The organism is Buttiauxella sp. AC142 (assembly GCF_979253435.1).
This window is the reverse complement of sequence record NZ_CEEDCH010000001.1, coordinates 2,981,279-3,000,977: the sequence shown is the minus strand read 5'-3', so window position 1 is coordinate 3,000,977 and position 19,699 is coordinate 2,981,279. Positions and strand designations below refer to the sequence as shown.

The 19,699-nt window shown below is 51.8% G+C and carries 17 protein-coding genes; 13 read left to right on the top strand and 4 right to left on the bottom strand.

Annotation, left to right across the window (positions count from 1 at the left end; all coding sequences use genetic code 11):
* The first annotated feature begins 59 nt into the window (after window positions 1-59).
* From vgrG to AC0IWZ_RS13950, 8 genes are all read left to right on the top strand, one after another.
* Entirely contained in the window at window positions 60-3,632 is a 3,573-nt protein-coding gene (vgrG, locus tag AC0IWZ_RS13985; RefSeq protein WP_471679497.1) for a type VI secretion system tip protein VgrG, read from the top strand.
* Window positions 3,629-3,907: a bacteriocin immunity protein gene (locus AC0IWZ_RS13980; protein WP_471676999.1), complete on the top strand. Its 279-nt coding sequence runs from the start codon at window positions 3,629-3,631 to the stop codon at window positions 3,905-3,907. The genes vgrG and AC0IWZ_RS13980 overlap by 4 nt, the downstream gene beginning before the upstream one ends.
* A gap of 184 nt (window positions 3,908-4,091) precedes the next feature.
* Window positions 4,092-4,409 carry a hypothetical protein gene (locus AC0IWZ_RS13975; RefSeq protein WP_471677000.1) on the top strand — a complete coding sequence of 106 codons (318 nt, stop codon included), beginning with the start codon at window positions 4,092-4,094 and terminating at the stop codon, window positions 4,407-4,409.
* A gap of 106 nt (window positions 4,410-4,515) precedes the next feature.
* Window positions 4,516-4,710, top strand: a complete 195-nt coding sequence (locus AC0IWZ_RS13970) for a CPCC family cysteine-rich protein (protein WP_471677001.1) — start codon at window positions 4,516-4,518, stop codon at window positions 4,708-4,710.
* A 370-nt stretch (window positions 4,711-5,080) separates the two neighbouring features.
* Window positions 5,081-5,386 carry a hypothetical protein gene (locus tag AC0IWZ_RS13965; RefSeq protein WP_034496942.1) on the top strand — a complete coding sequence of 102 codons (306 nt, stop codon included), beginning with the start codon at window positions 5,081-5,083 and terminating at the stop codon, window positions 5,384-5,386.
* Window positions 5,387-5,388: 2 nt separating this feature from the next.
* Window positions 5,389-6,621 carry a serine hydrolase domain-containing protein gene (locus AC0IWZ_RS13960; RefSeq protein ID WP_471677002.1) on the top strand — a complete coding sequence of 411 codons (1,233 nt, stop codon included), beginning with the start codon at window positions 5,389-5,391 and terminating at the stop codon, window positions 6,619-6,621.
* A 141-nt stretch (window positions 6,622-6,762) separates the two neighbouring features.
* Window positions 6,763-7,146, top strand: coding sequence for a biofilm formation regulator BssR (locus AC0IWZ_RS13955; RefSeq protein WP_034496936.1), 384 nt, complete (start codon window positions 6,763-6,765; stop codon window positions 7,144-7,146).
* A 103-nt stretch (window positions 7,147-7,249) separates the two neighbouring features.
* Window positions 7,250-8,386, top strand: a complete 1,137-nt coding sequence (locus tag AC0IWZ_RS13950; RefSeq protein ID WP_471677003.1) for a PQQ-dependent sugar dehydrogenase — start codon at window positions 7,250-7,252, stop codon at window positions 8,384-8,386.
* Window positions 8,387-8,495: 109 nt separating this feature from the next.
* On the opposite strand, the gene AC0IWZ_RS13945 is transcribed toward AC0IWZ_RS13950, so the two are convergent.
* Window positions 8,496-9,122, bottom strand: a complete 627-nt coding sequence (locus tag AC0IWZ_RS13945; RefSeq protein ID WP_034496934.1) for a glutathione S-transferase family protein — start codon at window positions 9,120-9,122, stop codon at window positions 8,496-8,498.
* A gap of 248 nt (window positions 9,123-9,370) precedes the next feature.
* On the opposite strand from AC0IWZ_RS13945, the gene dacC reads away from it, so the two are divergent.
* Window positions 9,371-10,573: a serine-type D-Ala-D-Ala carboxypeptidase gene (gene dacC / locus AC0IWZ_RS13940; protein ID WP_034496931.1), complete on the top strand. Its 1,203-nt coding sequence runs from the start codon at window positions 9,371-9,373 to the stop codon at window positions 10,571-10,573.
* 135 nt (window positions 10,574-10,708) lie between these two features.
* On the opposite strand, the gene deoR is transcribed toward dacC, so the two are convergent.
* Both deoR and ybjG read right to left on the bottom strand, forming a co-directional pair.
* On the bottom strand, window positions 10,709-11,473 hold the full coding sequence (gene deoR / locus AC0IWZ_RS13935) for a DNA-binding transcriptional repressor DeoR (RefSeq protein WP_410373354.1): 765 nt from the start codon (window positions 11,471-11,473) through the stop codon (window positions 10,709-10,711).
* A gap of 90 nt (window positions 11,474-11,563) precedes the next feature.
* The gene (ybjG, locus tag AC0IWZ_RS13930; RefSeq protein WP_034496923.1) at window positions 11,564-12,172 is read right to left on the bottom strand and encodes an undecaprenyl-diphosphate phosphatase; all 609 of its coding nucleotides are present in this window, start codon (window positions 12,170-12,172) and stop codon (window positions 11,564-11,566) included.
* Between the two features lie 200 nt (window positions 12,173-12,372).
* On the opposite strand from ybjG, the gene AC0IWZ_RS13925 reads away from it, so the two are divergent.
* A complete protein-coding gene (locus AC0IWZ_RS13925) occupies window positions 12,373-13,593 on the top strand; it encodes an MdfA family multidrug efflux MFS transporter (protein WP_471677004.1) in 1,221 nt (406 codons plus the stop codon).
* Window positions 13,594-13,700: 107 nt separating this feature from the next.
* Here AC0IWZ_RS13925 and metG read toward each other — a convergent pair whose 3' ends face one another.
* Complete coding sequence (gene metG / locus AC0IWZ_RS13920) at window positions 13,701-15,734, bottom strand: methionine--tRNA ligase (RefSeq protein ID WP_034496917.1); 2,034 nt, start codon at window positions 15,732-15,734, stop codon at window positions 13,701-13,703.
* A gap of 163 nt (window positions 15,735-15,897) precedes the next feature.
* Between metG and apbC the strand changes: the two genes are divergently transcribed.
* The 3 genes from apbC (at window position 15,898) to btsR (ending at window position 19,635) form a co-directional block, all read left to right on the top strand.
* The gene (apbC, locus tag AC0IWZ_RS13915; RefSeq protein WP_034496916.1) at window positions 15,898-17,010 is read left to right on the top strand and encodes an iron-sulfur cluster carrier protein ApbC; all 1,113 of its coding nucleotides are present in this window, start codon (window positions 15,898-15,900) and stop codon (window positions 17,008-17,010) included.
* A gap of 214 nt (window positions 17,011-17,224) precedes the next feature.
* The gene (locus AC0IWZ_RS13910) at window positions 17,225-18,913 is read left to right on the top strand and encodes a sensor histidine kinase (RefSeq protein ID WP_034496903.1); all 1,689 of its coding nucleotides are present in this window, start codon (window positions 17,225-17,227) and stop codon (window positions 18,911-18,913) included.
* The gene (btsR, locus tag AC0IWZ_RS13905) at window positions 18,907-19,635 is read left to right on the top strand and encodes a two-component system response regulator BtsR (RefSeq protein ID WP_034496901.1); all 729 of its coding nucleotides are present in this window, start codon (window positions 18,907-18,909) and stop codon (window positions 19,633-19,635) included. Before AC0IWZ_RS13910 ends, btsR begins: the two co-directional genes overlap by 7 nt.
* The last annotated feature ends 64 nt before the right edge of the window (window positions 19,636-19,699 follow it).

Genomic DNA, 19,699 nt, shown 5'->3' with positions numbered 1-19,699 from the left:
GGTTTTGAACGCCCATGATTTTCATCATGAATTTTTGTCTGATGGCCAAGGAAGGAACATTGACTACCCGCATTGAATCACAGTCCGGCTATTCGCTGGATATCCTGAATGCCGACTTTCCGGCTGATGTACTACGCTTTCGTGGGCGTGAAGCGTTAAGCGAACCCTTTTCATGGACAATTGAGTTCACCTCGCCACCCGGCAGCGTCAGGCCCGAACAGGTACTGATGATATTTGCCAGTTTCAGAATGTTGGGTGGCAAGGTGGTTCACGGCATCGTTACGGGAATGGAATGGCTGTCGACCACGGCTGACCAGTCTCATTACAGCGTGACTCTTGAATCCCGCCTTGCACTCTTTTCCCGTACCCGCCGCAGCGCGGTTTTTCTCGACCAGTCCGTAACGGAAGTGGTGGAGCAGGTGTTACGTGCGCACGGTCTGGAAGGGCCAGATTTTGAATTTCGTCTGTCGCGTGAATATCCGGTGCGTGAGGTCATCACTCAGTGGCGCGAAACCGACCTGGAATTTATCCAGCGTATTCTGGCGGAAGTCGGTATCTGGTTCCGTTATGAAATGAATGCCGCGACGGAGCTGGATATCGTCATTTTTGGTGACAGCCAGCTTCAGTACGTGTTTGATATAAAACTGCCTTATCGCGAACCCTCGGGTCTGTCTGCGGAAGAATGTGTCTGGGATGTGCGTACCCGGAACAATGTGGTGTCTGGCGGGGTACAGGCGAAGAGTTACAACTACCGCGCCGCCACCACACCGATGAATGCGCATGCGTCGGTACGCAATGACGCGGTAACGACAGGTGAGTATTACCGCTACGGTGAACCGTATCGTGAAGACGGTGACGATACCGACCCGGAACCCGCCACCGAAAGCGGGGCGTTCTATGCGCGGTTGCATCATGAACGTGAACTGAACAAATCCGCGCGGCTGCATCTTTTCAGTAACGCGTCACACCTTTCGCCAGGTCAGGTACTGGAGCCGCAGGGCAATATCATCAGCGCCCTAAAAGAAGGCGTACTGATGACGCTGGTGACCTTTACCGGTTCGCGTGATTCACGTCTGCATGTGTCAGTCTGGGGGCAGCCCTATACCGAACGCTATTGTTTCCGTCCGGTCTGCCCTGAACGCCCGGAAATTCACGGCACATTGCCCGCCCGTATTGAAAGCCGCGAAAAACACGACATCTACGCGCACCTCGATGAACACGGGCGCTATCGTGTGAGGCTCGACTTTGACCGTGACTACCGCGAGCAGGGTTACGGTTATCTATGGTTGCGGATGGCAAAACCTTACACCGGAGAGCAATACGGCTGGCACACGCCGCTTATCGACGGGACAGAAGTGGCGATTGCTTACAGCAACGGTGATATAGACCTGCCGTATATATCCCATGCGATGCACGATTCTGAACACGCCGACATTGTGAACCGCGACAACCACAGCCAGAACATCCTGCGCACCGCTGCCCACAATGAACTTCGCCTGGAAGACAAGCGCGGTGAAGAGCATATCCAGCTTTCAACTGAATTCGCCAAGACCCAGCTTAATAGCGGGCATATCGTCGATACGCAGGAGAAACCTCGCGGAAAGGGGTTTGAACTGCGCACAGATGAACGCGGTGTGATGCGAGTGGCGAAAGGGTTATTCATCAGCGCTGACGGGCAACCCAAAGCCGCAGGCGAAGTGCTGGATATGGATACCGCGCTGAAAGAAATTGATATTTGTCTGCAACAGATACAACAACTGGAGATGGCAGCAGAACAGGCGCAGGCGCTGAAAGCCGATGTTGATGCACAGATACGCATGTTTGAACAACGCCTGAAACCACTCAACGAGGCACTGCATTTTTCAGCCCCGGAAGGGATAGTGTTGACCAGCGGTGAGCATATGCAGCTTGCCGCGAGTAAAAATGTCGCCATTAACGCGGGTGGTGATATCAGCGTGGGTGTGATGGGCAATATGACAGCACTGGCAGGTGACAAAATTGGCATGTTTGCCCGCACCGGGCAGATGAGCCTGAAAGCGGGTGAAGGCCTGATTGAGATGCAGGCGCAGAACGGCAATATGCGCCTGTTTGCGGAGAAGAAACTCACGCTGACCTCAGAAAGCGACATTACGTTTGCGGGCAAGAAACGCATCACGCTGATTGGCGGCGGCAGCTACCTGAAACTGGAAGCAGGCAAAGTTGAATATGGCACTACAGCGTCGTATATGCGCAAGGTGAAGCGGACGATGTTTGCGGCAAGTCAGGCACAAACCTTGCCTGTGGTGAAAATGCCTGCTCCGGCAGTGATGCGTGAAGTGAACCCGGAAACCGCAAAGCTGTGGGTAACGCCGGTGTTTGCTAAATCCTGCCTGAAAGAAGAAGGCTGTACGGATGCGGGCACGGGAACCGAGCCTGCGGATAACTTCGGTGAAATGGCACTGTTTGCTCAACAGGATGATTGTTGTGGTTACATCCACGCGCACACCGATAATCACGCTACCGAAGAGCCGGAACAACACGCCCAGGCTGCGCGACGTAAACCTGCAACAGATTCGGGTACATCATCGTATGCTCAGGCGGGAATGGTCGCCACGGTGGGCGTATCCCGTGCAGCGGCAACCGAGGCGGCTGTCGGTGTAATGACACGTATTGGGGGCAGTGCTGCGGCTGAAGGTGTACTGGCAGCGAATCCGGTAGTTGTCTGGGCGGGTGTGTTGTATTCCGCATTGTATGTGCCGTCTGCGGGGGCGGGCAGCGATAAAGTGCCGGGGCGTGATGAATACTGGTATGAAGAAGAACTGCGCGGTAAAGCCATCAGTGGTGCAAAAGCCACCACGCGGGTACGCTTCTTCTGGCAACCGGATATCCATGGCAAAATGCAGGTGTACGGTGTCCATACCGGAGAAGGTACGCAGTATGAAGGTGTGCGCGTGGCGAACATGCTGTGGAACGATAAAACCAATCGTTTTGAGTTCACCCCCGCAAAAGGTGCGGATGGCCCGTTAATCACCTGGACGCCAGGTAAGCCGGAAGGCACCGATCTCCCGGCACATACCGGAACGGCAGCGCCGACAATCGACCAGCCGACCATTCTGGTAAATCCGATACCGGAAAACCAGGGCGAAAGTACCACACCACCGTTCCCGGTACCGGACGAAAAGGATTTCAACGATTATATTCTGGTGTTCCCGGCGGATTCAGGTGTTAAGCCGATCTATGTTTACCTCAAGTCAGCCAGGGATGAACCCGGTACGGCGACAGGAAAAGGTGAGGTATTATCGGGGACGGGCAAGTGGCTGGAAGAAGCCAGTACGGGTATGGGGGCACCGATCCCGGCACAAATTGCAGACAAATTACGTGGCAGACATTTCAGAAATTTTGACCATTTCAGGGCTGAATTTTGGGAGGCTGTAAGTGAAGATTCTGAGTTGTTATCGCAGTTTAAGCCGACGAATAAAATCCTGATTGCTGGAGGCTCCGCCCCATACCCAATTCCGGCAGAGCAAGTTGGTGGTAGAACAACATTTGAACTACACCATATTGATCAAATACAGAATGGAGGTGCTGTTTACGATTGCGATAATATCCGCGTAACAACGCCACGGTTACATATAGGGTTACATAAAAAATGAATATGAATGATAAATTTGAACAATATACTGAGTCTGAGTTTATTCAGTTTGTAAGAGCTTTTTTTGAGAATCCTAACGGATTAAAAGGAAAGGAATTAAGTGAATACATTGATAGGTTACAGAAACATTTTGTAAAGGTGACCATGCATCCGAATGGCAATGGTCTAATATTTAACACACCTGATGAAATAGAATGCAGCCCACATGGCATCACTGGGGAAGTTGTTCGGTGGCGTAAATCCCAGGGGCTACCTTTATTTAAAGACTCGAAATGATATCAGCGAGTGCCAGTGTTGACTGGCACTCATTTTTTTCTATATTCAATCAATATGTTGTCCAAGACCCAGTTTATCTGCCAACCGATGTAAAGCACTTATCGACATGGGTTGTTACCAAAGAGTCTCAGGGAACACTTCATTCTCATCCAATAGGTGTACAAGAAGTCAAGAAACTAACAAAGTGAAAAGTAGCCATCATATTTTAGATAAAGAATACCATCTTGAAAATATTGATAGTATTTACGATGAAATATCGAGCATGGACTTCAACAAAACCATTTCTGAGCAAGTCAATCGGCTTGATGAGGATTTGTTTCAACTGATGTTCAGTGATGGAACTGTCGTTGACATTGGTTGGTTCCCTTCTTTTGAAGAAGGTGGGCAATTTGTTATTCAGGTGATTTCTGATGGTGATTGGGATAACCCAACTGTGAAGTATTTTTCTGAATGGGATAAAATTGAACTGATTAAAAAATTGGATGCTGCATTAGGTGACTAATTCGCGTTCAAATTCTGCCTGAAAGAAGAAAGTGGTACGGATGCTGGCAGCTACCGAAAACTATTTTCAAGCCTAATGGTGGAATCAAATATTGGGAGAAGCAACAATGAGTTCTGAACATTTATGTCCATGTTGTGAACAGTCAGAATTTTCTGAAGAGGGTAGTTATGAAATTTGCCCAGTGTGTAGCTGGGAGGATGACCCTATTCAGAATGCTGTACCCGATTATGGTGGAGGGGCCAACGTGATGAGTTTGAATGAGGCAAAGAAAGCTTATAACAGAGGCCATAAGGTTCACTAGAACAGATAATAAAAGTGATTGGTTATGCGCAAACGCTTGTATAGCTGCTCGGATACTACTGGACTCGGAGTGGTTTATTTATTGACCGCAATAGGTAACTTGATTATTCGGGCAGCCGAGGGATACAAAGCCAATACGGGGTTGTTGCATACGGGTTACGCTCACAAAGTAAACAGAAAATAAAAGCCGGGCGATTCTACACGGGTTTTGGGCAAGGCTCTACTGGTTGTTTTTAAACTGCCGCGCAAACAATTTCAGACGATTGGATAAGGCTTATTTTTGCTTAGTGGGTAAGCTGGCTCTATTATCTCCCCGCTTCGTTTGCTTGAAGTTTATATTGAAACCTCCCGCTCAAAGAGAGAACCGCACTATGCGTAAGATTTTAGCCCTTTCCGGGATGCTGACGGGTGCCTTGTTGCTGTCGGCTTGTAACGTGATTCCAACCCCGCTCAACACGCCTCCTGCAACCGCGCAAAAGTTTGTTTGTGGCGGTGAAAAACTGGCAATAGATGGCGACTACGCCTGGTATAACGGCGACCGTTATTCCTATCAAAATATGTCCGGTGGGCAGGCGTTTTACCGTTACCACAGCAGTAACTTCGGCCTGAAGAAAGTCGGTGAAAACCGAACGATGCTGATTGGCCTTGATGCCAAACCTTGTGTTGCGGCGAATTAACGATGCAGCCACACTGTCGCCTGGCGGGCCTGAGTACGCTGCTGCTCGGTTTTACGCTGGCGGGGTGTGGAACGCTGTCTAACGTCGCCCCTGAGGCCGAAGCGCCGCAAAAGGCGCAGCGTGTTTGTGGCGCTTCACAAGCGCGTGATATCAACCAGTGGCTTCCCAGCATGGTTGAACAGCAATCGCCCGCGATGGTGGTGGGGGTGATTGATGCAAATGGCCAACGCCATTACTGGCATTTTGGTGTCACCGGTAGCGAACATCAGTATCCGGTCGATGAGCACACGCTGTTTGCGGTTGGCTCGCTCAGTAAAGGCATGACCGCCGAAGCAACGGCGGTGCTGGTGGCGCAGGGGCGTCTGCATTGGTCAGATACTCTTGAAACTTTGCTGCCGCCATCGGTGCCGTTAAGCGATGACGCGAAAAAAATCACCCTGCTGCAATTGGTGACGCACACTTCTGGTTTGCCACGGCAAAATATGGACTTGCCGATGCTGACCGCGTTTATTCGCTATCTGGGCAACGGTGAGAATTTCTATGCCCATCTTGATAGCGACGATGTGGTGAATGACCTGGCTGATTTCTCAAAACCGCACAATGACGAGCCACGTTATTCCAACCTTGGCTACGCGGTGCTGGATTATGTTCTGCGTTATCAAACCGGGCAGCGCGCCGACCAACTGGTTCAGTCGCTGATCTTTGAACCACTGAATCTTCGTAACAGCAGCTTTACCCCTCAGAAATTAAGAAGTTACCCCCAGCGGGCGATTGGTCATGCGGGTAGCCAGCCAAAGTTTGTTCCGCGTGGGCAAGTGGTGCCGGACTGGCAATTCCACGGCAATATGCTGGGCGCAGGCGGTTTGTACACCGACACCGCTGATTTACTGACGTTTGCCGCAGCCCATCTGGATAGCACGGGCGATCAAACGCTGGATAAAGCGATTAACGATACGATGCAAATCTACTATCCGCGTAACAACGAGCGGCGTGACAAAGAAGCCGCCAATATCGCCTGGGTCACGGACACTTATGGTGAGCAAGCGATCACTTATCAGGTGGGATATATCGGGGGCTACTCCAGCTATATCGGTATTGACCGCGTGAATCACTTCGCTGTGGTGGTTCTGCAAAACAGCTTCACCTGGCAAAATAACCTTGGGCACAGTGTGTTACGGCAAATGCTTGAAGAGAAGCAGCAGGCGGCCACTTGTCGGGCTCCTGCCGCTGCGTAATCCTTTGTTTCGCTGCGATTGTTAGCTTTGTAAAGCTTATTGCCATGGATCAAAAAACTCGGCAAAAAAACCAGGTCCGGTTAAAATTTATCCATACTATAAGTGTGTGTTATTGATTTGAACCACACGGAGGATAAATGTATGACTGGGGAGCCACTCAAACGCGATCTCTTGAAAAAGATGATCATCGCAAAAATAGACATTGCCGCTTATCTGCGCATGAGAAAAGCGAAAGGGTATATGTCTGTCGCTGAAACTGAGCATCTGCGCGATAACTTGTTCGATTTGTCGAATGAATATCGCGAGAAGTCTTTACGCCTCAAATCTCATCTTGCGTTGCAAGAAATAGCCAGCCTGAATCAAGGAATGAGCGCGGTGTGTTCTGCCGCAGTTTGCCTGATGACCGGGCGTCACGATTGCCCGCAATACATTGCCATTGATGCAGGAAAACTGGAAAGTTGCCTGTCTGATTTGTCCGACAGCCTGAAAGAGATTATGGGCCACCAACTGGCGGTAGAAACGTGACAATCAGGGGGAGTTGACTCCCCCTGTTTAAGTTTTTGTAAAATTCCGCGCCCTCCAGGCCTGGAAGACTAACCTTATCGGATAAACCGATAAGGAGAAGTCCATGCCACGGCTGCCGTTTCGCACACTCATCGCCGCTTCACTCTTACTTTCAGCCAGCATGACTTATGCCGCCGGGGTAAAAGTTGAAGTGCTGCAAAGCAAACTTGATCACCCCTGGTCACTGGCTTTTTTACCTGAAAATCAGGGCATGCTGATTACATTGCGTGACGGGCAATTACGCCGCTGGCAACCGGGAGAGGGCTTAAGCGATCCGATTGTCGGTGTGCCAAAAGTCTGGTCGCATGGGCAGGGAGGTTTACTGGACGTGGTGCTGGCACCGGATTTTGAAAAAAGTCGCCGCGTCTGGCTCAGTTTTGCCGAAGGAAATAGCGATGATAAAGCCGGAACCGCCGTCGGCTACGGTACCTTAAGCCGCAATATGGAACGCCTGGAAAACTTCAAAGTGGTGTTCCGCCAGACGCCGAAACTCTCGACCGGCAATCATTTTGGCGGACGCATGGTGTTTGACGGCAAGGGTTATTTGTTTATCGCTCTGGGTGAAAACAACCAGCGTTCGACTGCCCAGGACATGGATAAACTTCAGGGCAAACTGGTGCGCCTGACGCAAGACGGCAAAGTGCCGCCGGATAATCCGTTTGTCGGCAAGCAGGGCGCGCGCAGCGAAATCTGGTCTTATGGGCACCGTAACCCGCAGGGCATGGCATTGAATCCGGCCAATGGCGAGCTGTGGCTCAACGAACACGGCCCGCGTGGTGGCGATGAAATCAACGTAGCAAAGGCAGGTAAAAACTACGGCTGGCCGCTGGCGACCTGGGGCATTAATTACAGCGGGCTGCCGATCCCGGAAGCGAAAGGCGAAATTGTGGCGGGTACTGAACAACCGATTTATTACTGGAAGGTTTCCCCTGCGGTGAGCGGCATGGCGTTCTATAACGCCGATAAATTCCCACAGTGGAAAGGGAAGCTGTTTATTGGCGCGCTAAAAGAGAAAAACCTGATTGAGCTGACGCTCAGTGGCGACAAAGTGACCGAACAAACCCGTTTGCTTGATGACCACGGCGAGCGGATCCGTGATGTGCGCGTCGGCCCGGACGGTTTTCTGTATGTCCTGACCGACGAATCAGATGGGCAATTGCTGAAAATCAGCCCATCCGAGAATGATGACAAAGCGAAATAAACGGGTTTTGTAGGGTGGATAAGCGATAGCGTCATCCACCATTTGCGGTTGTCATTGCAGGTGAAAGTGTCGGATGACGCTGCGCTTATCCGACCTACGGAATGAGTTTCTAACTCAGTGGAATCATAACGATTTTCTTAAATGCCGGGCGCTGGGTCAGTTGTTGATACCAGCGTTGCAGGTTCGGAAAATCATGCCATTGCACGTCGAGATTGAGCAGGTTGTAAACGCTCGGCGCAAGGGCGATATCCGCCACGCTGAACGCATCGCCGCCCAGCCATTTTTGCTTCGCCAGTTCGGCTTCAATGATGGCAAACAGCGCGTTACATTGCTCGATACTCTCGTCGATAAGTTTTTGACTGCGATCTTCCGGCGCAATTCGCACCAGGCTGAAAAATACGCCACGGTGTGGGCCTGCTAACGTTGTTCCTGCCCAGTCCATCCATTTTTCGCCACGCGCACGCGTCGCGGGATCTGCAATCCACAACGACTCTTTGCCATACTGCGCGGCCAGATAACGCACGATAGTATTGGACTCCCATAACGTCAGGTCGGTAGCGTCATCATGAATACAGGGCACTAACGCGTTAGGGTTCATGGCCAGATATTCGGCATCGTGGGTTTTACCAAACTTCCCGCCAGCAGGAACCGAGTGATACGCCACGCCTAACTCTTCCAGGCACCACAACACTTTCTTCACGTTTGTTGAATTGTCTCTGCCCCAAACAGTAATCATTTTGTTTCCTCTATGTTGGTTTTCATCCCAGTATGCCGCGGGCTGATGAAGAAAACAGCAGCGAAACTCAACGGCAGGTAAAAAACTCATCAACGTGGCGGCAAGTCAGGCAGTTATCGAATAAACTTAAAAAACTTTACCAACACTATGTTTCATTATGTGGTTTCACAAGTTAGCTTACTGGCAACTTGAACGATTGAGTAACGGCGTGTGTCGTGACTTTTATAGAATGGATACTGGGTGGTGTTATGAAAACTTTGCAAATCCCTGCTTCGCTTCGAGCATTACTGGCAGGGTCGACCCTGCTGTTGGTAGCCGCGCCAGCGGTTAGTGCAGAACAAACTGCTGATGCACCGCAAGTTGATGCTAAAGCCTGGATCTTAATGGATTATGCCAGTGGCAAAGTATTGGCCGAAGGGAACGCCGATTTGCAGCTTGATCCGGCGAGCCTGACCAAACTAATGACCAGCTATGTCGTCGGGCAGGCTATTAAAGCAGATAAAATCAAGCTGACCGATATGGTCACTATCGGCAAAGATGCGTGGGCAACGGGCAACCCGGCGCTGCGTGGTTCGTCGCTGATGTTCCTCAAGCCGGGCGATTTAGTCTCGGTTGAAGATCTGAACAAAGGCGTGATCATTCAGTCTGGTAACGATGCAAGTATTGCGATTGCCGATTACGTTGCAGGCAGCCAGGACTCGTTCGTCAGCCTGATGAACAACTATGCGCAAAAGCTGAACCTCACCAACACCACCTTCAAAACCGTACATGGCCTGGATGCACCGGGGCAGTTCAGTACCGCGCGTGATATGGCGCTGCTGGGCAAAGCGTTAATTCATGATGTGCCTGAAGAGTACGCTATCCATAAAGAGAAAGAGTTCACCTTCAACAACATCAAGCAGCCGAACCGTAACCGCTTGTTGTGGAGCAGCAATCTTAACGTTGACGGTATGAAAACCGGCACGACCACCGGGGCAGGCTACAACTTGGTTGCATCGGCCACCTCCGGCGACATGCGTTTGATTTCCGTGGTTCTGGGAACCAAAACTGACCGTATTCGTTTTAACGAAAGTGAAAAATTGCTGACGTGGGGCTTCCGCTTCTTCGAAACCGTGACGCCAATTAAACCAGACGCCACGTTTGTGACCCAGCGCGTGTGGTTTGGTGACAAGAGCGAAGTGAATCTCGGGGCGGGCGAAGGGGGTTCGGTCACTATTCCTCGCGGCCAGTTGAAGAACCTGAAAGCGAGCTTCTCGCTGACCGAACCTCAGCTAACCGCGCCGCTGAAAAAAGGCCAGGTTGTCGGCACAATCGACTTCCAGCTTAACGGCAAATCTATCGAACAGCGCCCGCTGATGGTGATGGAAGCAGTAGAAGAGGGCGGTTTCTTTAGCCGGATGTGGGACTTCGTATTAATGAAGTTCCATTCCTGGTTCGGCTCCTGGTTCTAATACCCTTCATATTTTGAGTTGCAGGGGTGTTGGCTACGGCCATTCACCCCAGTCACTTACTTATGTAAGCTCCTGGGGATTCACGTCCTTGCCGCCTACCTGCAATCTCAAAATATTTTGGGTATAGCTTATTTATTACCACTCAATCTGAATATTCTCCGACGCGGCAAATTCAACAAATGCCGCGTCGGGTTTTTCATCACTGATAATCAAATCAAAACTAGCAAGCGGCCCCATACAGGCTGAACGCACTTTGCCGAACTTGCTGCTGTCCACCACCAATACCCGCTGCTGCGCCATCGCTAACGCCCAATGTTTTACTGGCAACTCATCAAGATTAAAACAGGTCGCGCCGTGACGAGTGTGAATTCCCGCCGCCGAGAAAAAGGCGATATCCGGGCAAAAGTTATTCAGACATTCCTGGAAATTAATCGGTTTGAAAATCGCATTGCTGGAGTGAAATTCGCCGCCGCTCAAAATAACCCGACAGCCGGGTTTATCCTGCAACGCCAGAAATGTGTTTAACGAGTAACACACTCCGGTAAATTCCAGCTCATCGTCCAGCGCTTCAATGATGTAAGGCGTGGTGGTGCCGCAATCAAAGAATACCGTCTGGTGCGGGCGAACTAATGCCGCAGCGATACGCGCCGCATGGCGTTTTTCTTCAATACGACGGGTTTTCTGGTCACTTAACAGATAGTGGTTAGCCGTGACGCTGCGGGGTTCGAGAACCACATATCCCCCCAGCAAAACCACCGGCCCAGGTTCGCTATTAAGGTCCCGTCGAATCGTCATTTCAGAAACGCCCAACAAAGCGGACGCTTCTTTAAGGTGAATTTTGTCGCTGCGTTTAAGCGCCTGAATCAGGCGATTGATGCGTTCGTCGCGCCGGGTTTCCATAATGAGCAACTAAACCTTTTAATTCCCTCTCCAGAAGGAGAGGGTTGGGGTGAGGGCGTTAATTAACGCATCTTACCTTTGCTCAAAGGGTTAGTCACGCACCCAACCTTTGCGGATGGGCAGGGCAAAGCAGAAACGATAGGCCTGATGCAAGCGCGCATAAATCGACTCGCCAAGCAGGTTCCAGACCATTTGCGCCAACAGGCAAGAACACAAGCCCACCAGCAAACCGCCGAGCATATCCAACGGCCAGTGCACGCCAAGATAAACGCGTGACCAGGCAATCGCGCAGGCGATAGCAAAAAGCACCACGCCAGACCAAACCCGATGCCAGAACAAAAACGCCAGCGCGAAGGTGAAAATCACCGTGCCGTGGTCGCTTGGGAAAGAATCATCTGGCGCGTGATGCAGGAAGTTATAGCCAAATCCGCTGACAAACGGCCTGTCGTGCGGGAAAGCATGGCCGATAATCCACGATAGCGACACGCTAACGATAATGGCCAGCGCGGTCTTAATCACGACGACACGTTGTGCAGTCATCTGGCGGCGTTGCCCCCACAACCACAGAATGGCAATCAACAGTGGCACGATGTTAATCAAATCTTTGGCAATAAAAATGGCAAATTTAATCAACCATTCGGGCGATTCAGGTGTGGCATTCATCAGCAAAAAAAGAGACTGATTCAATTGTTCAATCATAACGTTATGAGTTCCTTAACCCTTCAAATGAAGATGATGCCGTACACCCTGCATCGTGACCATAGGACGACAGCCTACTTTGAGCTTCTTAAGAAATCCTTAAACGACTGAACGATTGTGCTTGTTAAATAACAATTCACTATCTACCGAGAAGCCAATTTATTACACTTCGTTCGTTTTTCTTCTCCTTCGAGTTTTTCATGCAAAATAATAAGCGACTGGGTCGCCAGGCACTGCTATTCCCGCTGTGCCTGGTGCTCTATGAATTTTCTACGTATATCGGCAATGACATGATCCAGCCCGGCATGCTGGCGGTTGTCGAACAATACAACGCGGGAATCGAATGGGTGCCGACCTCCATGACTGCGTATTTGGCTGGCGGCATGTTTTTACAGTGGCTGTTAGGGCCGCTTTCGGATCGTATTGGCCGTCGCCCGGTGATGTTGACCGGCGTGGTGTGGTTTATCGTCACTTGCCTGGCGACTTTGCTGGCGCAAAACATCGAGCAATTTACTTTCCTGCGATTCCTGCAAGGGGTCAGCTTGTGCTTTATTGGCGCGGTCGGTTATGCGGCAATTCAGGAATCGTTCGAGGAGGCGGTGTGTATCAAAATCACGGCGCTGATGGCGAATGTGGCGCTCATTGCGCCGCTACTCGGCCCTTTGGTTGGGGCCGCGTGGATCCACTACGCGCCGTGGGAAACCATGTTTGTGCTATTTGCAGCACTGGCGGCGTTCTCTTTCTACGGCTTACACCGCGCGATGCCGGAAACCGCGACGCGTCTGGGTGAAAAACTCTCGCTGCGTGATTTAGGCCACGACTACAAGCTGGTGCTAAAGAACGGGCGCTTTGTGGCCGGGGCGCTGGCGATTGGTTTTGTCAGCCTGCCGTTGCTGGCGTGGATTGCGCAGTCGCCGATTATCATCATCAGCGGTGAAAAGCTGTCGACGTACGAATATGGTTTATTGCAGGTGCCTATCTTCGGCGCTCTGATTCTCGGCAATCTGGTGCTGGCGCGTTTAACGTCACGCCGCAGCGTGCGCTCGCTGATTATTATGGGCGGCTGGTGGATTGTGCCGGGGCTGGTGGTGGCCGCTGTTGCAACCGTGGCATCAACACATGCTTATTTGTGGATGACTGCCGGGTTGAGCATTTACGCCTTCGGTATTGGCCTTGCCAACGCAGGCCTGGTGCGCCTGACGCTATTTGCCAGCGACATGAGTAAAGGCACAGTTTCGGCGGCAATGGGCATGTTGCAGATGCTGATTTTCACCGTCGGTATCGAGTTGAGCAAACATGCTTATCTGTTTGGCGGCAATGGTTTGTTCAGCCTGCTGAATTTGTTTGGCGGTGTGATTTGGTTAGGTTTGATGTTTGTGTTTTTGAAAGATAAAAGCGTGGGTAATCGGACGGACGCGTAGCTTTATCTGTTGGATGACGCTTCGCTTATCCAACCTACAACTTATCCCCCCACAACAAGCAAAAAAATACCCCGGCATGCCGGGGTATTTTGTTTGTAGCGTTCGTATTACTTAACTGCCATACCGGCTTGCGCACCGCTGTCAGGGCTTAACAGGAAGATATCTTTCCCGCCAGGACCAGCCGCCATCACCATCCCTTCTGAGATGCCGAAGCGCATTTTACGCGGAGCCAGGTTTGCCACCATAATGGTCAAACGGCCTTCAAGTGCTGCCGGGTCCGGGTAAGCAGAACGAATGCCGGAGAACACGTTGCGTTTCTCACCGCCAAGATCCAGCGTCAGGCGCAGCAGCTTGTCAGAACCTTCAACAAATTCTGCTTTCTCAATCAGCGCCACACGCAGATCCACTTTCGCAAAATCATCAAAGGCAATGGTTTCGCCGATTGGGTCGTCAGCCAGTGGGCCAGTGACCGGAGCGGCAGCGGCTTTCACTTCTTCTTTGGAGGCTTCAACCAGCGATTCAACCTGTTTCATTTCAATGCGGTTATACAGCGCTTTGAAGTTATTTACTTTGTGATTCAGCAGCGGGGTATTGATGCTATCCCAGGTTAATTCACAGTTCAGGAAGGCTTCAGTGCGCTCCGCAAGCGTAGGCAGAACCGGTTTCAGCCAGGTCATCAGCACGCGGAACAGGTTGATACCCATGGTGCAGATGGCTTGCAGGTCAGCATCGCGGCCTTCTTGCTTCGCCACAACCCACGGCGCTTGTTCGTCAACGTAGCGGTTTGCCACGTCTGCAAGCGCCATAATTTCACGCACGGCTTTACCAAATTCGCGACTTTCCCACGCTTCACCGATGGTCTGTGCCGCGTCGGTAAAGGTTTTGTACAGTGCCGGGTCAGCGATCTCAGCAGACAGCTGGCCATCAAAACGCTTGGCGATAAAGCCGGCGTTACGCGATGCCAGGTTCACCACTTTATTCACGATGTCGCTGTTCACGCGCTGCACGAAATCTTCCAGGTTCAGGTCGATATCGTCGATGCGCGAAGAGAGTTTCGCGGTGTAGTAATAACGCAGGCTATCGGCGTCGAAATGGTTCAACCAGGTGCTGGCTTTAATGAACGTGCCGCGAGATTTGGACATCTTCGCGCCGTTCACCGTCACGTAGCCGTGAACGAACAGGTTGGTTGGCTTACGGAAACCGCTGCCTTCCAACATCGCAGGCCAGAACAGGCTGTGGAAATACACGATGTCTTTACCGATGAAGTGGTACAGCTCGGTCGTAGAATCTTGCTTCCAGTATTCGTCAAAGCTTTCGGTATCGCCGCGTTTGTCGCACAGGTTTTTGAAGGAGCCCATGTAACCGATTGGCGCGTCCAGCCAGACGTAGAAATATTTGCCCGGCGCATCAGGAATCTCGAAGCCGAAGTATGGCGCATCGCGGGAAATATCCCACTGTTGCAGACCAGACTCGAACCACTCCTGCATTTTGTTCGCCACTTGCTCTTGCAGCGCTCCAGAACGAGTCCAGGCTTGCAGCATTTCGCTAAATGATGGCAAATCAAAGAAGAAGTGCTCGGAATCACGCATCACAGGCGTTGCGCCGGAAACCACGGATTGCGGGTTAATCAACTCGGTTGGGCTATATGTTGCGCCACACACTTCGCAGTTATCGCCGTATTGGTCCGGTGCTTTACATTTCGGGCAGGTGCCTTTCACGAAACGGTCAGGCAGGAACATGCCTTTTTCCGGGTCGAAAAGTTGAGAAATGGTACGGTTTTTAATGAAACCGTTCTCTTTCAAACGGCCATAAATCAGCGACGCCAGCTCGCGGTTTTCGTCGCTGTGCGTGGAATGATAGTTATCATAGCTGATGTTAAAGCCAGCAAAATCAGTCTGATGCTCCTGACTCATCTCGGCAATCATCTGTTCTGGGGTAATCCCTAATTGCTGTGCTTTCAGCATGATAGGCGTACCGTGTGCATCGTCTGCGCAGATGAAGTTGACCATGTTTCCGCGCATTCGTTGGTAACGGACCCAGACGTCAGCCTGGATGTGCTCCAGCATGTGACCAAGGTGGATTGAGCCGTTAGCGTACGGGAGTGCGCACGTTACCAATAATTTTTTCGCGGTATGAGCCATAGTAGAAATTGCATCTTCTAAAGAGAAAAGGGCCTTAGATGTTAACTGAGAGCCGCCTTGCGGTAAACCACACAAGGTGAACAAGGAAATTTTATCGTGCCTGGTGGCTTCTGGTATGCTTAACAAACTGCAATGTCCGACAATAAAAACATAAGGAGCCGGGATGAATTCGCAATCCCCGTCAAGTCGTTCCCCCGAGCAGCTACGCGCTATGGTCGCCGGGACGCTGGCTAATTTTCAGCACCCAACCCTCAAACATAATCTGACTGCGCTTAAAGCGCTGCATCACGTCGCTATGCTGGATGACACGCTGCATGTCGAACTGCTTATGCCGTTTGTCTGGCGCAGCGCGTTTGAAGAACTGCAAGAACAGTGCAGCTCAGATTTATTGCGTATTACCGGCGCGAAAGCGGTGGACTGGAAACTGAGCCACAACATCGCCACGCTAAAACGTGTGAAAAATCACCCCGGCATTAGCGGTGTGAAAAACATTATTGCGGTGAGTTCAGGCAAAGGCGGTGTGGGGAAATCCAGCACGGCGGTCAACCTGGCGCTGGCGCTGATTGCCGAAGGGGCAAAGGTCGGGATTCTGGATGCGGATATTTACGGCCCGTCGATCCCAACCATGCTGGGCGCGGAACACGAGCGCCCAACGTCGCCTGATGGCACGCACATGACGCCAATCGTGGCGCACGGCCTGGCAACAAACTCCATTGGTTATCTGGTGACGGATGAAAACGCGATGGTGTGGCGTGGCCCGATGGCCAGCAAAGCGCTGATGCAAATGCTGCAAGAAACTATGTGGCCGGACCTCGATTATCTGGTGCTGGATATGCCGCCGGGAACGGGCGATATCCAGCTCACGCTGGCGCAAAATATCCCTGTAACGGGGGCGGTAGTGGTGACAACGCCGCAGGATATTGCGCTGATTGACGCCCGCAAAGGCATTGTGATGTTTGAGAAAGTCGATGTGCCAGTATTGGGTATCGTTGAAAACATGAGCATGCACATTTGCAGCAATTGCGGGCACCACGAGCCGATTTTCGGCACTGGCGGTGCGCAGAAACTGGCGGATCAGTACCACACCAAACTGCTGGGTCAGATGCCGCTGCACATTACGCTGCGTGAAGATCTCGATGCCGGTAAACCGACGGTGATTAGCCGCCCGGAAAGCGAGTTTACGGCGATATATCGCCAGTTGGCTGGAAGCGTTGCAGCCCAGCTTTACTGGGGTGGGGAAGTGATCCCTGCAGATATCGCGTTTAGAGCGGTGTAATTTAAAACCCCCCTCATCCTAACCTTCTCCCTGAGGGAGAAGGAGAAAACCGAGTCCCCTCTCCCGTGGGAGAGGGCCAGGGTGAGGGCGCCTGGAACTGAATCCGAAATAGTGCTATCCCCGGCACCAAATCAAAAATTATTGAAACCCTTCAAAGAAAGTTTTTCCCGCGCATAGTATCCTCCGCCGCTTTTAACCCTCCCTGGCGGACGCAATGTACGAATTTAACCTGGTATTACTGCTACTTCAGCAGATGTGCGTCTACCTGGTTATCGCCTGGTTGATGAGTAAAACGCGGCTGTTTATCCCGCTGATGCAGGTCACAGTACGTTTACCACACAAATTACTTTGCTACGTCACGTTTTCCATCTTCTGCATCATGGGCACCTATTTTGGCCTGCACATCGACGACTCCATCGCTAACACGCGGGCGATTGGTGCGGTGATGGGCGGGTTGCTCGGCGGCCCGTTAGTGGGCGGGCTGGTGGGCTTAACCGGAGGCTTGCACCGTTATTCGATGGGTGGCATGACGGCATTAAGCTGCATGTTTTCAACCATCGTTGAAGGATTGCTGGGCGGGTTGCTACACCGTTTTCTGATTCGCCGTGGGCGTAGCGATTTGCTGTTTAACCCGCTGACCGCAGGCGGCATTACGCTGCTGGCCGAATTCTTCCAGATGGGCATCATTCTGCTGATTGCCCGCCCGTTTGCCGATGCGCTCAATCTGGTGAAAAGCATTGCCGCACCGATGATGGTGACTAACACCGTTGGTGCCGCGCTATTCATGCGCATCCTGCTCGATAAACGCGCGATGCTTGAGAAATACACCTCGGCATTTTCGGCCACCGCGCTAAAAGTGGCAGCCTCGACCGAAGGGATTTTGCGCCAGGGTTTTAACCAGGAAAACAGCATGAAAGTGGCGCAGGTGCTGCATCAGGAGCTGGATATCGGCGCAGTAGCCATCACCGATAATGAAAAGCTGCTGGCCTTTACCGGCATTGGCGCTGACCACCATTTACCGGGTCGCCCCATCTCGTCTGATTACACCTGGCAGGCGATTGAACGCGGTGAAGTGGTGTATGCCGATGGTAACGAAATACCGTACCGCTGCTCGCTGCATCCCAACTGCAAATTAGGCTCGACGCTGGTGATCCCGTTGTACGGCGAAAATAGCCGCGTGATTGGCACTATCAAACTGTACGAAGCGAAAAACCGCCTGTTCAGCTCCATTAACCGCACGCTGGGCGAAGGGATTGCGCAACTGTTATCGGCGCAGATTCTTGCCGGGCAGTACGAGCGGCAAAAACAGATGCTCACGCAGTCCGAAATTAAGCTGCTGCATGCGCAGGTAAACCCACATTTCTTATTTAACGCACTGAACACGCTGGTTGCAGTGATTCGCCGCGACAACGAACAAGCCTGCCAGCTGGTGCAATATCTCTCGACGTTTTTCCGTAAAAACCTAAAGCGCCCAAGCGAGATTGTGACCCTGGCCGACGAAATCGAGCATGTGAATGCGTATCTGCAAATCGAGCAGGCACGGTTTCAATCACGTTTGCGCGTGCAGCTGAATATCCCGCAGGCGTTGGCGCAGGTGCGTTTACCGGCGTTCTCATTACAGCCGATAGTCGAAAACGCCATAAAGCATGGCACTTCGCAACTGCTTGGCGTCGGTGAAATCACCATAAATGCCTGCCAGACAGGCGAGCATTTGCACTTGTCCGTAGAAGATAACGCCGGTCTATATCACGACAACCCCACGGCGAGCGGGCTGGGGATGAGTCTGGTCGACAAGCGCTTGCGCGCTCGTTATGGCGATGACTGTGGCATAAAAGTGGACTTCGAATCAGACCGATTTACCCGTATTACCCTACGTTTACCTCTGGAGGAAACCCCATGTTAAAAGTGCTGATTGTCGATGACGAGCCGCTGGCGCGTGAGAATCTGCGAGTCATGCTGCAAAACGAGACCGATCTGGAGATTGTAGGGGAGTGCGGAAACGCGGTGGAAGCGATTGGTGCCGTGCACCGTTTGCACCCGGACGTGGTGTTTCTTGATATCCAGATGCCGCGCATCAGCGGCCTGGAAATGGCAAGCATGCTGGACCCTGAACAGCGGCCCTGGATCGTGTTTCTCACCGCCTTTGACGAATATGCGGTGCAGGCATTTGAAGAACACGCCTTCGACTATTTGCTCAAGCCAATTGATAGCAAACGCCTTGAGAAAACGCTGCATCGTCTGCGCCACGAGCGAGTGGATCAGGACATCACGCTACTCGCACCCAATCAGGAAGATCTCAAATTCATTCCGTGTACCGGGCAGAGCCGCATTTATTTGCTGCAAATGGAAGAGGTGATGTTCGCGAGCAGCCGAATGAGCGGGGTTTACGTCACCAACGCGCAGGGGAGCGAAGGTTTTACCGAACTCACGCTGCGAACGCTCGAAAGCCGAACGCCGCTGGTGCGCTGCCATCGGCAATACCTGGTCAACATGGCGCATCTTAAAGAGATCCGCTTCGAAGACGGCGGCCAGGCAGAATTAATGCTACGTGACGGGAACTCTGTCCCGGTGAGTCGCCGCTATTTAAAAAGCTTGAAAGAGGCGCTGGGGTTGAAAGCGGTCTAGTTTAAAACGAGTTAGTTTTATGTAGGGTATATGCGGTCATGCCGATATACTCCCCGCTTTCAAG